Source organism: Glycomyces sp. NRRL B-16210 (assembly GCF_000719515.1).
In the GTDB taxonomy this organism is placed as follows: Bacteria; Actinomycetota; Actinomycetes; order Mycobacteriales; family Micromonosporaceae; genus Glycomyces.
Genome location: NZ_JOGR01000006.1, coordinates 224729 through 238088, shown reverse-complemented (window position 1 = coordinate 238088; position 13360 = coordinate 224729). Strand labels below are relative to the sequence as shown.

Here is a 13360-nt window from a genome sequence, read left to right as displayed (position 1 = left end):
GGCAGAGTACGTCTCCGACCTGCGGAAACGCGTGAGTGTAGCGCGCTCAGGATTGCACCCGCATGGCTGCGGGGCCTGGCGCGCACACGGTGATGCGGTCGCTTCGCCTCCCGAACCGGGGGGCAAAGCTCACGACCAGGTTACGCGGCGTCCTTCGCGTCGCCCACCCGGGCCGCCGCGAGAGTGACCAGGCGCTCCACGAGCTCGCCGTAGGAGGTCCCCGCCGCGGCGAAGGCCTGCGGGACGCCGCTCATCGGCGTCATGCCCGGCATGGTGTTCACCTCGTTGAGGTAGACCACGCCGTCCTCGCCGAGGAAGCAGTCCACGCGGGCGAGGTCGCGGCAGTCCAGGAGCCGGAAGACCTTGCGGGCGAGGGCCTGCGCCTGCTCGGCGACGCCCTCGGGGTAGTCGGGGCGCAGGTTGAACGGCTCGGGGTTGTCGAGGTACTTCGCCTCGAAGTCGAACCAGCCGTCCTCGCCCTTGGCGAGCACCTCGAGCGGGAAGGTCACCTCGAGGTCGCCCTCGGGGGTCTCCAGGACGCCCATCTCGATCTCGCGGGCGTTCTCGAACGCCGCCTCGAAGACGACCTTGTCGTCGACCTGGCGGGCCTTCGCGACCGCCTCGGCGAGTTCGGCGCCGGAGTCGACCTTGCTGATGCCGAGACTGGAGCCGGCGCGGGCGGGCTTGACGAAGATCGGCAGGCCGAGCTTCGCGATGACGGCCTCGGTGTCGAGCTCCTCGCCGGGCTTGAGGACCGCGAACGCGCCCTGCGGGACGAGCTCGGCGGCGAGGAGGCGCTTCGAGAACTCCTTGTCCATGCACAGGGAGCTGGAGAGCACGCCCGAGCCCACGTACGGGGTCCCGGCCATCTCGAACAGGCCCTGGATGGTGCCGTCCTCGCCGAAGGGGCCGTGGAGGACCGGGAAGAGGACGTCGGCGATCGGTCGCGCGCCCGGGCCGAGGTCCACGGCGACGGCCTTGCCGGCCTCGGCGGTGATCTCGGGCAGGGCCTCGGCGGACTCGATGGCGAACGCGGCGTCCGGGTCGAGCTCCACCCACTCGCCCGAGCGCGTGATGCCGATGGTGGCGACCTCGTACCCGCGCTCGCGGAGTGCTTTGGCGACACCGGAACCGGACGCGCACGAGACGGGCTGCTCCACGCTGCGCCCGCCGAAGAACACGGCGACGGTCGGTTTAATCATTCTCGGACCTCAAACTGTCGGTTTCTGGTTTGGTCTCGCGCCCCATGAGTTCGGCGACCGCGGCTCTGGGGTCGAGTCCTTCGTGGCAGACCCGCTCGACGGCGTCGCAGATGGGCATCTCGACGCCGACCTTGCGGGCGAGGTCGGTGATCGACCGGCAGCTCTTGACGCCCTCGGCGGTCTGCCTGGTGACCCGGGCGGCCTCTTCGAGGGTCGCGCCCAGGCCCAGCTGCTCGCCGAAGGTGTGGTTGCGCGACAGGGGTGAGGAGCAGGTGGCGACCAGGTCGCCGAGGCCGGCGAGGCCGGCGAAGGTGGTCGGGTCGGCGCCCAGGCGCAGCCCCAGGCGGGTGGTCTCGGCCAGGCCGCGGGTGATGATGGTGGCCTTGGTGTTGTCGCCCATGCCCATCCCGGCGGCCATGCCGTAGGCGAGGGCGATGACGTTCTTGACCGCGCCGCCGAGTTCGCAGCCGACCACGTCGGTGTTCGTGTACGGGCGGAAGTAGGCGGTGGTGACGGCCTTCTGGACGTCCACGGCCCGGCCGTGGTCGATGCACGCGACGACCGAGGCGGTGGGCTGCTCCTCGGCGATCTCGCGGGCGAGGTTGGGGCCCGACAGGACCGCGATGCGCGACTGGGGCGCGCCGGTGGCGCTCGCGATGACCTCGGTCATGCGCTCGGTGGTGCCCAGTTCGATGCCCTTCATGAGGCTCAGGAGGGTCGCGGTGGGCTCCAGGCGCCCGGACCAGTCGGCGAGGTTGCCGCGCAGGGTCTGGCTGGGGACCGACAGGACCACGAGGTCGGCCCCGCGCAGGGCCTCGGCGGCGTCGGCGGTGGCCGAGACGAGCGCGGGCAGCTCGATGTCGGGGAAGTAGTCGGGGTTGCGGTGGCGGTCGTTGACGGCCTCGGCCACCGACGCCCGCCGGGCCCACAGGACGGTGGGCGTCCCGGCGTCGGCGAGGATCTTGGCGAACACGGTCCCCCAGGAACCGGCCCCCATGACGGCTGCTCTCACTCGCTCGGCTCGCTTTCTTCGCGGCGGTCCTGGTCGGCGGGGCGCGGGGCGCTGTCAGAGGCAGTGCCGTCCGAGGCAACGCTGTCCGAGGCGGTGCCGTCCGGCGTCTCGGCGCGCTGCTTGCGGAGGTCGAACAGGCCCGGCGGCGGCTCCTCGCCGCGGATCTGGGCGAGGCCGTCGCGCAGGGTCTCCATGATGCGGTCGGTCGCGGCGATGAGGTCCGCGCGGGTGGCCTCCCCTCCGCGCCATTCGGAGAGGTCCACGGCCGGGAGGGCCCTGACGGTCACAGGTTTGCGGCCGAGCTTGAACTTGGGGCTGCGGCGGCGGTCGTGGATGCCGAGCGCTCCCCATTGGACGATGGGCACGACGGGGGCCCCGGTCTCCAGGGCGAGGCGGGCCACGCCGGTCTTGCCGCGCATGGGCCAGTGGTCGGGCTCCTTGGTGACCGTGCCCTCGGGGGACATGACGACGGTGCGGCCCTGTTCGAGCTGCTCGGACATCACCCGGAGGGCGTCGGCGGCGTCGGCGCTGCCGCGCTTGACCGGGATCTGCCCGGTGGACTTGATGATCGGGCCCAGCACGGGGATCTTGACGAGCGACTCCTTGAGGAGGAAGCGGGGGTGGCGTCCGGCGTTGAGCACGTAGTGGACGACCACGAGCGGGTCGATGTCCGAGTAGTGGTTCCACACCAGGATCACCGGGCCGGAGAGCGGGATGTGCTCCATGCCGCCCCAGTCGCGTTTGGAGAGCGCGAGGATCACGCCTTTCGCGAGGTTGCCGCAGACGTGGATGAACGGGGACATGGGTTCGCCACCGCGGCGGCGGCCGGTGTACTGCGCCACGGGCGTCGGCTCGGTCACCTGATGACTCTCTTTCTCGGCGGGGCCGTCCGGGGCCGCGGGGCGGTCCCGGCGCGCCTGCGGGCCGTGGGCCGGCCCTGTTCTGCGACGCGCGCGAGCCGTCCGTCGGCTCGGCCCGTGCCGTTGTGTACGGATCGTCAGTGCATTGCACTCTAACGCCCGGCCCGGGCCGCGCCCGCGACGGGAAGCCGGAGGTGGGGTTCGACCCATCGGCGCCGGTGAGGCGATACGCCAAGTGAACTCCCAGGTACACGCCGCGCGCGCGGCGAGCCCCGACCGGCGGCCCGCGGCGCCCGAGGGTTGCGCCCCTTCCACTATGATGTCATCATAGAGTCACAATGACATCTAACGCGCCGACGGAGTGTCGGCTCGAACTTTCGACCCGACTCGGAGTGAGTGACATGAACTGGCGTCTCTTCGGCTGGCTCGCGGCCCTGTTCGGCGGGGCGGTCCTGGCCCTCATCATCGTCGTGAACGTGGTCCAGTTCGCCCTCGGCGCGATCAGCGGCGTGCTTTCCTTCGCCTTCGGCCTCGCGGTGTTCGTCGGCGTCGTCGGCGGCCTGATCTGGCTCGGGGTCAAGGCCAAGAAGGCGCTGGGCGGCGGCAACCGCCCCGAGATCCGCCGCTGACGGCCCGTCCCCCTGGCGTTCGGGCCGGTCTTGGTCCAAGCTGGGACCATGCAGGGCACCGTCGCGACATTCAACGAGGACCGCTCCGGCGAGATCGTCCTCGACGGCACTGACAATGCGGGCCGCCGCGTCGCCTTCGACGCGGCGGCCTTCGACGTCTCCGGGCTGCGCTTCCTGCGCCCGGGGCAGCGGGTCGCATTCGACTGCGACGCCGGGGGAAAGGTGGTCGCCGTCCGCATCCTCACGATGCACTCCTAAGCGGCCGCGGGGGTTTCGTCGCGGTTCGGACCGGAATGGGGTTTCCCGCCACCGCATCGGAGTCCTTCGCACGAGTGGCGCGGTTCCCGCTATTGGGTGCGCCACAGTACCGTATGAGGCGTGGGCGGGACGGGTCTTGAACGGAGCGCTGTCGTGGAACGAGGCACTGTCGTGAACGGGGCGCGGTCGTGAGTGGGCGGCGGGTGGCCGCGGCGGGCGGCCTGTTGTGGCGCAACGGCGAACGCGGACTGATCGAACTGGTCGCGGTGTGGCGGCCCCTGGTGGGGAACTGGTCGCTGCCCAAGGGCAAGCTCGACCCCGGCGAGCACGCGCTCACCGCGGCGTGCCGCGAGGTCGAGGAGGAGACCGGCATCCCGGTCATCCCGCAGATGTGGCTGTGCCGGCCCTCGTACGTCCTGTCGAACCCGGCCGGGGACGTGTTCAAGTACGTCGACTACTGGTCGATGCGCACCGAGAAGCCCGACGCGGCGTTCACGGCGGACGACGAGATCGGCGCGCGGCGGTGGCTGACGCTGGCCGAGGCCCGGGAGGCGCTGACGCGCCCGCGGGACCAGGAGGTGCTCAAGACGTTCGCCGCGCTGCCGGCGGTGACGGCGACGGTGCTGCTGGTCGCTCCGGCGGAGGTCGAGCGGTCCTGGGGCGGGCCCGAGGTGACGCGGCCGCTGAGCGCGCGCGGGCAGGACCAGGCGGTGCGGTTGGCGGCCTTGGCCTCGCTGTACCAGCCGGACCGGGCCTACAGCGCCACGGGGCGGGCGAGCGTGCAGACGGTGGAGCCGATCGCGCAGGCGGTGCGGTGCGGGGTCACCGGGGACTCGGCGTTCGACGCCGAGGCGCACGAACGCAATCCGGTGCGCTCCAGCGCGCAGGTGCGCGAGCTGGCTGGGGGCGGCGGTGCGGCGATCGTCTGCGCCGAGCCCGAGGTCATCTGCGACACGGTGGCGATCCTGGCCGACGAGGACGGGCTGGAGACCCCGGACGTGTCGACGCGTCCCGGTGAGGCGTGGGTGCTGTCGCTGTCGGGCCAGAAGCTCGTGGGCGTCGAACGGCTCTGAGATCGGTCGGCGATTCGGCGTGAGCGATGGCGGAGCGCGGTCTCGCGGCCGCGAGACCCGCGGCGCCCGCGGTGATCGAGGCGGCGCGGATCGGGCCCTTCGCAGCGTGCGGGGCCGTCCGACCCTCTGAACACGCTTTCGCGCGCTAGTGTTGCGTCCGCCATCGGATTCGAGCGCCGTCGTGCGCGTACAAGGAGGTAGGCACCAGTGCCGGACCGCGCCCCCACCGACCTTCACAACTGGGCCGGGAACATCCGCTTCTCCCCCAGCCGCTTCGAGCAGCCCGCCACGCTCGACGAGGCGCGGGCCGTCGTGGCCGCCGCCCCGAGCCTGCGGGTGCTCGGCTCGGGCCACTCGTTCAACACGATCGCGGCCACCGATGCGGTCATGCTCTCGCTCACCGGCATCCAGCCCGAGGCCCAGATCGACGCGCTCAACGGGACCGTGCGCGCCTCCGGCTGGCTCACCTACGCGGCCTTGGGCGCGGCGGTGCACCGGGCCGGCTTCGGCCTCCACAACATGGCGTCGCTGCCGCACATCTCGGTCGCCGGGTCGATCGCGACCGGCACGCACGGCTCGGGGAACGCCAACGGGAACCTCGCCACGGCCGTCGCCGCGATCGAGTTCATCGGCCCCGACGGCGAACTGCGGACCGTCGCCCGCGGCGACGAGGACTTCCCCGGCTCGGTGGTCCACCTGGGGTCCTTGGGCGTCGTCCACGCGGTAACCCTGGACCTGGTGGCGGGCTTCGAGATGCGCCAGTACGTCTACGACGGCCTGGGCTTGGAAGCGGTCACGGCGCACTTCGACGAGCTCACCTCGGCGGCCTACTCCACGAGCCTGTTCACGCCGTGGGGCGCCGATCCGGCCTTCCAGTTCTGGGTCAAGCAGCGCACCGCCGACCAGACCCACCCGTTCCCGCAGGCGAACTGGTACGGGGCGCCGCTGGCCGACGGGCCGCGCCACCCCGTGCCGGGCATGGACCCGGCCGCGTGCACGGTCCAGCAGGGCCAGACGGGCCCTTGGAACGAGCGCCTGGCGCACTTCAAGGCCGAGTTCACTCCGAGCGCCGGCGACGAGCTCCAGTCGGAGTACCTGATCGACCGCGCCGACGCTCCGGCGGCCATCGCGGCGCTCGCGTCCATCGGCGAGCGGCTCGGCCCGGTCACGCAGATCAGCGAGATCCGCACCATGGCGGCGGACGAACTGTGGCTCTCCCCGTCATACGGGCGCGACACGGTGGGGCTGCATTTCACTTGGGTGAGCGACTTCGCGGCGGTGCGACCGGTCATGCTCGCGCTTGAGGAGACACTGGCGCCGTTCGACGCAAGGCCGCATTGGGGCAAATTGTTTTCAATGCCGATTGGCGAAGTCCGTTCGCGTTATCCGCGAATGGGCGACTTCGAGAAACTACGCGAACGCGTCGATCCAGAGGGGAAGTTCGCCAATCGCTTCTCCTCAGCCGTCTTCGGCGGCGCGGCGCTTTAGGCATCGGCGCCGGCGCTTCGGCGGCGGCCCGGCCGAGCCTTCCCGGGAATGCAACGAGGGCATTCAGGCGGCCCCTGAATGCCCTCTCCCCGTGCGTGTCGGACGGGTGCTCCACCGTGCCCCGAACCGTTCGGGGCACGGCATCAGCTGCGTCCGCGCTTCGTGGTCTTCTTCGCCGCCGTCTTCTTCGCGGCCGGCTTCGCCGTGGTCTTGCGCACGGCCTTCTTCGCCGCGGCCGTCTTCTTGGCCGTGGTCTTCTTCGCCGTGCTCTTCTTGGCCGCCACGCGACCTGTGGCGACCGAGCGGCTGCCGGTGGAGGCGGCGCGCGTGGTCTTCTTGGCGGCCGACTTCTTCGCAGTGGTCTTCTTGGCCGCCGTCTTCTTCGCGGCCGCGGCCTTCTTGGCGGCCGAAGCCGACTTCGCGGCCTTGCGCTTGCCGGTGACGAGCTCCTTGAAGCCCGTGCCGGGTCGGAACGCCGGGACCACGGTCTTCTTGACCTTCACCGCTTCTCCGGTGCGCGGGTTGCGCGCCATGCGAGCGGCGCGTTGGCGCTTCTCGAAGACGCCGAAACCGGCGAAGGAGACTTTCTCCCCTTTCACCACCGCGCGCTGTATCTCGTCGATCGCCACATCGACGACTTCTTTCGCAGCGGTCCGGTCGCCAGTGCGAGCGGCGATCCGATCAACGAACTCTGCCTTGTTCACGAGTCCTACCCTCCCGATAAGTTCTGGAGCCATACCAGCTTGTTAAGCGCACGTTATGACGTTTCGAAAGCGAACGCAACTGTTTCCGCGAAAATAGACCCGTTGTGTCGCAGGGAATTTTTATTCGGGTGCCCGAAATCGACGCTCGCAACCCCGTTGGGAGGGACCCGAACACGCCTGGAGCCGGTGGCGACGCCACCGGCTCCGTACGTGAGGGCTAACTGGATCGGAATGCGGACGCTAGACCGCCGCGGGGAGAGTCCTAGGCCGCCAAGCATCCCGGTTCGATTCGAAGGCCGCGATCTTGTCCTCGTCGCGCAGGGTCAGCGCCACGTCGTCGAGGCCCTCCATCATCCGCCAGCGCAGGAACTCGTCGAACTCGAAGCCCCAGGTGCGGTCCCCCGCACGGACTTCGCAGGCGACGAGGTCCACGGTGACCTCCGCGTCGGGGCGGACCTCGGCGAGGAGCCACAGCTCCTCGACGGCCGCCTCGGGCAGCTCCACAGTCAACAGACCGTTCTTGAGCGAGTTGCCGCGGAAGATGTCGCCGAATCGCGGTGCGATGACGGCCTTGAACCCGTAGTCCTTCAGGGCCCAGACGGCGTGCTCGCGAGAGGAGCCGGTGCCGAACTCGGTGCCGGTGACCAGGATCGTGGCGTCGCGGTACTCGGGCTGGTTGAGCAGGAACTTCTCGTCCTCGCGCCATTCGGCGAACAGCCCGTCCTCGAAGCCGGTCTTGGTGACGCGCTTGAGGTAGACGGCCGGGATGATCTGGTCGGTGTCGACGTTCGAGCGGCGCAGCGGCGCGGCGGTCCCGGTGTGGGTCGTGAACTTGTCCATGTTCCTTGGCCTTCCTTACAGGTCCGCCGGGCTGGCGAGGCGTCCGGTGACGGCGGTGGCCGCGGCGACGGCCGGGCTGACCAGGTGCGTGCGCCCGCCCTTGCCTTGGCGGCCCTCGAAGTTGCGGTTCGAGGTGGAGGCGGCCCGCTGGCCGGGCGTGAGCTGGTCGGGGTTCATGCCCAGGCACATCGAACAGCCCGCGAAGCGCCAGTCGGCGCCGGCGTCGATGAAGACCCGGTCGAGGCCTTCGGCGATCGCCTGCTCGCGGACCTTCGCCGAGCCGGGGACGACCATCATGTTGACGCCGTCGGCGACCTTGCGGCCCTTGATGACCTCGGCGGCGGTGCGCAGGTCCTCGATGCGGCCGTTGGTGCACGAGCCGAGGAAGACCACGTCGACGCCGATCTGGCGCATCGGCGTGCCCGCTTCGAGGCCCATGTAGGTCAGGGCGTTCGCGGCGGTGGTGCGCTCGACCGGGTCCTCGAAGTCCTCGGGGGCGGGGACGGCGCCGGAGAGCTCGATGCCCTGGCCGGGGTTGGTGCCCCAGGTGACGAACGGGCTCAGGGAGGCCGCGTCGATGACGATCTCCTTGTCGAAGACGGCGCCCTCGTCGGTCTTGAGGCCGCGCCAGTACTCGACGGCGGCGTCCCAGTCCTCGCCCTGGGGCGCGTGCGCGCGGCCCTGGACGTAGTCGAAGGTGGCCTGGTCGGGCGCGATGAGGCCGGCCTTGGCGCCCCACTCGATCGACATGTTGCACACCGTCATGCGCCCTTCCATCGAGAGCTCCTCGATGGCCTGGCCGCGGTACTCGACGATGTGGCCCTTGCCGCCGCCGGTGCCGGTGATGGAGATGATCTTGAGGATGAGGTCCTTGGCGGACACGCCTTCGGGCAGGGAGCCGTTGACGGTGACGGCCATGTACTTCGGCTTCGCCTGCGGCAGGGTCTGCGTGGCGAGCACGTGCTCGACCTCGCTGGTGCCGATGCCGAACGCGATCGAGCCGAACGCGCCGTGCGTGGAGGTGTGGGAGTCGCCGCAGACGACGGTCATGCCCGGCTGGGTGAGTCCCAGCTGGGGTCCCACGACGTGGACCACGCCCTGCTCGGCGTCGCCGAGGGAGTGGATGCGGACGCCGAACTCCTCGCAGTTGGCGCGGAGGGTCTCGATCTGCTTGCGGCTGGTCGGGTCCGCGATGGTGAAGAGGTTGTCGGTGGGCGTGTTGTGGTCCTCGGTCGCGATGGTCAGATCGGTCCGGCGGACCTTGCGCCCGGCCTGCCGCAGGCCGTCGAAGGCCTGGGGGCTGGTCACCTCGTGGAGGAGGTGGAGGTCGATGTAGAGCAGGTCCGGCTGCTGGCCGCCCGTGCGTACCACGTGGGCGTCCCAGACCTTTTCGGCGAGGGTGCGCGGTCGCGTTTCCTCAGCTTCTTGTGGTGTACGTGACATCTCTGTTCCCAGTCGTTGGACTTCTCGAAATATGGGAGGTAGTGTTCAGCTCGTGAGAACGAATACTATCAGCGGAGTCGGCGTCCTTGACAAGGCGGTGCTCATCCTCACGGCTTGCACCAATGGCGCCAGCCTGGCTGAACTCGTGCACGAGACGGGATTGCCCCGGGCCACGGCCCACCGGCTCGCGCAAGCGCTCGAAGCCCACGAGATGCTGCAACGCGACCACGAAGGGCGATGGCGTCCCGGCCCCAAACTCGGCGAACTCGCCGGGTCCACCGCCGACGTACTCCTCAGCGCCGCCGAACCGGTCCTCAACCTCCTGCGGGACCAGACCGGCGAGTCGACGCAGTTGTACCGCAGGCGAGCCGATGAACGCGTGTGCGTCGCCGCCGCCGAACGCGCGTCAGGTCTTCGCGACACGGTCCCGGTCGGCGCCGCCCTGCCGATGACGGCCGGTTCCGGCGCCCAGGTGCTGCTCGCCTGGGAGCCGCCCGAAGGCATACTTCCACTATTGCCCAAGTGCCGCTTCTCGTCCAAGACGCTGGCCGAGGTCCGCAGACGCGGCTTCGCGCAGTCGGTCGCCGAGCGCGAGCCCGGCGTGGTCAGCGTCTCGGCCCCGGTGCGGGACAAGACCGGCCGCGTGGTCGCCGCGATATCGGTGTCCGGTCCCATAGAGCGCCTGGGAAGGCGCCCGGGAGACCGGCTCGGCATGGCCGTGATCCGAGCGGGCCAGAAACTCTCCGGCCTGTAACCCCGAACGACACCCGGCCCGACGGACCATCCCGTCGGGCCGCTTCCATGTCTGCGATGCGGAGCACCCGCCTGAGCGTCATGACGATCGGGGAGTTCCGGCTCGCGCGGCCGCGCCGGGGCGCAACGTCAAAAACTTCCGGCGGACGGGCGCGCGCCTGCTCGATCCGTTCGACCGAACCGGGCGGGGTGCCGCGGCGTCGTCCGGAACCGCCGCGCCCCGCCTGCGCTCGAACGAGCTTCGAAGCGGATCACATGAGCGGGCCGACCGCGCTCTCGATGTCGGATCGGAGGCTCGGGCCTTCGATGAGGTGCTTGACCTGTTCGATGACCGGGGCGAGGAACTGGTCCGGGCCGGGCTTGCCCGCTATCGGGGCCACCGCCGCGATCGCGGCGCGCGCGGCCGGGCTCGGGATGAGCGGTTGCCGCAACTGGAGGCCCTGCACGCCCGCGAGGAGTTCCACCGCCAGCAGCGTGCCGAGGTTGTCGAGGACCGTGCGGAGCTTGCAGCCCGCCGCCCAGCCCATCGACACGTGGTCCTCCTGCATCCCCGAGGTCGGCACCGAGTCCACCGACGCCGGGGCCGCGAGCCTGCGGTTCTCCGCCACGATCCCCGCGGCCGTGTACTGGGCGATCATCAACCCCGAGTTGACGCCCGGGTCCGGACTGAGGAACGCCGGCAGACCCCGGTTGCGGGTCACGTCGAGCAGGCGGTCCACCCGGCGCTCGGCGATCGAGCCGACGTCGGCCGCCGCGATCGCGAGGAAGTCCGCCGCGTAGCCGAGCGGCGCACCGTGGAAGTTCCCCGTCGACTCGACCCGCCCGTCCGGCAGGACCACCGGGTTGTCGACCACCGACAGGAGTTCCTGCGCGGCCACGGTCTCGGCGTACCCGAGCACGTCCCTCGCCGCGCCCGCCACCTGCGGGGCGCACCGCATCGAGTACGCGTCCTGCACCGCGTGCGCGAGGTCGTTGCGGTGCGAGTCCATGACCTCGGAGTCCTGGAGCAGCCGGTGGATGTTCGCGGCGCTCGCCGCCTGGCCCGGCTGCGGCCGGATCTCGTGCAGCTCGGGCTGGAAGGGCCGGTCCGAACCGAGCATCGCCTCGTTGGACAGCGCCGCGCACACGTCGGCCATCACCAGCAGGTGCCGCAGGTCGGCGACGGCGAGCAGGAGCATCCCGAGCATCCCGTCGGTGCCGTTGATGAGCGCCAGGCCCTCCTTGGACGACAACGCGATCGGCGCGAGGCCGGCGCTTTCGAGCACGGGCGCGGCCTCGGCGCGCGAGCCGTCCTCGGCGAGGACCCAGCCCTCCCCGAGCAGGACCATCGCGCAGTGCGCGAGCGGGGCCAGGTCGCCTGAGGCGCCGAGAGAGCCGTGGCGCGGGACCCAAGGGGTGACGTCCGCGTTGAGCAGCGCCGCCAGAGCGTCCGCGACCTCCGGGCGGACGCCGGAGCGGCCCATCGCGAGCGAGCGCAGCCGCAGCAGCATCATCGCCCGCACCACCTCCCGCGGCATCGGGTCGCCGACCCCGGCCGCGTGCGAGCGGATGAGCGCGTGCTGGAGTTCGGCGCGCCGCTCAGGGGCGACGAAGGTGTTGGCGAGCGCGCCGAACCCGGTCGAGACCCCGTACACCGGGCGGCCTTCGCGCTCGATGTCGTCGATGAAGGCGCGGCTGCGGGCCATCGCCTCGCGAGTGGCGGGATCGATCGCGACCCGGGCGCGGTCGCGGGCCACCGCGATCACCTCGGCGGGGGTGACCGGAACCGGTTTGACGTTGACTGTGGACATCGTTGCTCCTCAACTCACCACGGCGCCGCCGCGTACGACGGTCTCGATCAGGGGCGTCCCGGGCCGGTAGGCCAGGTGGACGTGCGAGGGGGCGTCGAGCACGGCCAGGTCGGCGCGCGCGCCGACCGCGATGCGGCCGATGTCGCCGCGCCGCAGGGCGGCCGCGCCGCCGGCGGTGGCGGCGGTGAGCGCTTCGGCGGGGGTCATGCCCATCTCGCGCACGGCGAGCGCGATGCAGAAGGCCATGCTGCTGGTGTACGACGAGCCGGGGTTGCAGTCGGTCGCGAGCGCGACGGTGGCGCCGGCGTCGATGAGGCGCCGCGCGTCCGGGTAGGGCGAGCGGGTGGAGAACTCCGCGCCGGGAAGCAGGGTGGCCACTGTGGACCCGGTTGCGAGGGCGTCGACATCGGCGTCGGCGAGGTGGGTGCAGTGGTCGGCCGAGGCCGCGCCGAGTTCGACGGCGAGGCGCACGCCGGGACCGGCGGTGAGCTGGTTGGCGTGCACGCGCAGGGCGAGCCCCGCCTTCGCCCCGGCGGTGAGGACCGCGCGGGCCTGGTCGCCGTCGAAGGCGCCCCGCTCGCAGAACACGTCGACCCATCGGGCGTACGGCGCGCACGCGTCGAGCATGGGCCCGCAGACGAGCGCGGTGTATTCATCAGGCTTAGCGCCGGTAGGGACGGTGTGCGCGCCGAGGTAGGTGGTCTCGGTCGTGAACTCGCCGGCGATGCGCAAGGAACGGGCCTCGTCGGCGACGTTGAGCCCGTAACCGGATTTGATCTCCACTGTGGTCGTTCCCTGGCGGAGCATCTCGGCGGTGAGGCGCGCGGCCGTGGCGCGCAGCTCCTCGTCGCCGGCGGCGCGGGTGGCGGCGACGGTGGTGCGGATGCCGCCGCCGGTGTACGGCTCGCCGCTCATGCGGGCGGCGAACTCGGCGGAGCGGTCCCCGGCGAACACGAGGTGGGCGTGGCTGTCGACGAAGCCTGGGATGACGGCCTTGTCCGAAGCGTCAAGTCGCTGATCCGCTTCGGGTGCTTGGGAACTCGGCCCGATCCACGCGATGCGGTCGCCGTCGATGACGATCGCCGCATCGCGGAGGATTCCGGCGTGGGCGCCTGCGCGCTCGGGCACGCCTCGCGCGGCGACCGAGCGCGGCGCGGCGGTGCCGGCTTCAGCACCGCCGCCGTCCGCACTTTCGTCCACGGCGGTGAAGAGTTCGCCGATGCGATCCACCAGGAGACTCATCGCGGCCGCCCTTCCATTCGCGCCGCTCGGCGCGGCTGCGCCGTGTACGCCAGCGCCGCAGCCCGA

Annotated in this window: 13 protein-coding genes; 5 read left to right on the top strand and 8 right to left on the bottom strand. The window is 71.1% G+C overall.

All coding sequences use genetic code 11. The annotated features are described in order from the left end of the window. Nucleotides 1–140: 140 nt before the first annotated feature. From IF12_RS0109990 to IF12_RS0109980, 3 genes are read right to left on the bottom strand one after another with little or no spacing between them, the layout of a single operon-like run. On the bottom strand, nt 141–1202 hold the full coding sequence (locus IF12_RS0109990; protein WP_035748745.1) for a D-alanine--D-alanine ligase family protein: 1062 nt from the start codon (nt 1200–1202) through the stop codon (nt 141–143). Continuing rightward, entirely contained in the window at nt 1195–2199 is a 1005-nt protein-coding gene (locus IF12_RS0109985) for an NAD(P)H-dependent glycerol-3-phosphate dehydrogenase (RefSeq protein WP_030157535.1), read from the bottom strand. Before IF12_RS0109985 ends, IF12_RS0109990 begins: the two co-directional genes overlap by 8 nt. Nucleotides 2200–2210: 11 nt before the next feature. Then, nucleotides 2211–3074, bottom strand: a complete 864-nt coding sequence (locus IF12_RS0109980) for a 1-acyl-sn-glycerol-3-phosphate acyltransferase (RefSeq protein WP_197034674.1) — start codon at nt 3072–3074, stop codon at nt 2211–2213. A 401-nt stretch (nt 3075–3475) separates the two neighbouring features. Here IF12_RS0109980 and IF12_RS0109975 point away from each other — a divergent pair, with 401 nt between their 5' ends. The 4 genes from IF12_RS0109975 (at nt 3476) to IF12_RS0109960 (ending at nt 6522) form a co-directional block, all read left to right on the top strand. After that, on the top strand, nt 3476–3703 hold the full coding sequence (locus IF12_RS0109975) for a hypothetical protein (RefSeq protein WP_030157531.1): 228 nt from the start codon (nt 3476–3478) through the stop codon (nt 3701–3703). Nucleotides 3704–3751: 48 nt separating this feature from the next. Next, nucleotides 3752–3961 carry a cold-shock protein gene (locus IF12_RS0109970; RefSeq protein ID WP_030157529.1) on the top strand — a complete coding sequence of 70 codons (210 nt, stop codon included), beginning with the start codon at nt 3752–3754 and terminating at the stop codon, nt 3959–3961. A 188-nt stretch (nt 3962–4149) separates the two neighbouring features. Further along, nucleotides 4150–5034: an NUDIX domain-containing protein gene (locus tag IF12_RS0109965; RefSeq protein WP_030157527.1), complete on the top strand. Its 885-nt coding sequence runs from the start codon at nt 4150–4152 to the stop codon at nt 5032–5034. A gap of 207 nt (nt 5035–5241) precedes the next feature. Next, nucleotides 5242–6522, top strand: coding sequence for a D-arabinono-1,4-lactone oxidase (locus tag IF12_RS0109960; protein WP_030157525.1), 1281 nt, complete (start codon nt 5242–5244; stop codon nt 6520–6522). Between the two features lie 143 nt (nt 6523–6665). Here IF12_RS0109960 and IF12_RS0109955 read toward each other — a convergent pair whose 3' ends face one another. The 3 genes from IF12_RS0109955 to leuC all read right to left on the bottom strand — a co-directional run bounded on the left by IF12_RS0109955 (nt 6666) and on the right by leuC (nt 9509). Further along, nucleotides 6666–7259 carry an HU family DNA-binding protein gene (locus IF12_RS0109955; RefSeq protein WP_197034673.1) on the bottom strand — a complete coding sequence of 198 codons (594 nt, stop codon included), beginning with the start codon at nt 7257–7259 and terminating at the stop codon, nt 6666–6668. 207 nt (nt 7260–7466) lie between these two features. Next, a complete protein-coding gene (leuD, locus tag IF12_RS0109950) occupies nt 7467–8066 on the bottom strand; it encodes a 3-isopropylmalate dehydratase small subunit (RefSeq protein WP_030157521.1) in 600 nt (199 codons plus the stop codon). Nucleotides 8067–8081: 15 nt separating this feature from the next. Next, on the bottom strand, nt 8082–9509 hold the full coding sequence (gene leuC, locus IF12_RS0109945; protein WP_030157519.1) for a 3-isopropylmalate dehydratase large subunit: 1428 nt from the start codon (nt 9507–9509) through the stop codon (nt 8082–8084). Nucleotides 9510–9576: 67 nt separating this feature from the next. Here leuC and IF12_RS0109940 point away from each other — a divergent pair, with 67 nt between their 5' ends. Next, complete coding sequence (locus tag IF12_RS0109940; RefSeq protein WP_030157516.1) at nt 9577–10263, top strand: IclR family transcriptional regulator; 687 nt, start codon at nt 9577–9579, stop codon at nt 10261–10263. A gap of 250 nt (nt 10264–10513) precedes the next feature. Here the strand turns inward: IF12_RS0109940 and hutH are convergent, their stop codons facing one another. Both hutH and hutI read right to left on the bottom strand, forming a co-directional pair. Beyond that, nucleotides 10514–12052: a histidine ammonia-lyase gene (gene hutH / locus IF12_RS0109935; RefSeq protein WP_030157509.1), complete on the bottom strand. Its 1539-nt coding sequence runs from the start codon at nt 12050–12052 to the stop codon at nt 10514–10516. A gap of 9 nt (nt 12053–12061) precedes the next feature. Beyond that, nucleotides 12062–13294: an imidazolonepropionase gene (gene hutI, locus IF12_RS0109930; RefSeq protein WP_030157507.1), complete on the bottom strand. Its 1233-nt coding sequence runs from the start codon at nt 13292–13294 to the stop codon at nt 12062–12064. Nucleotides 13295–13360 lie beyond the last annotated feature (66 nt).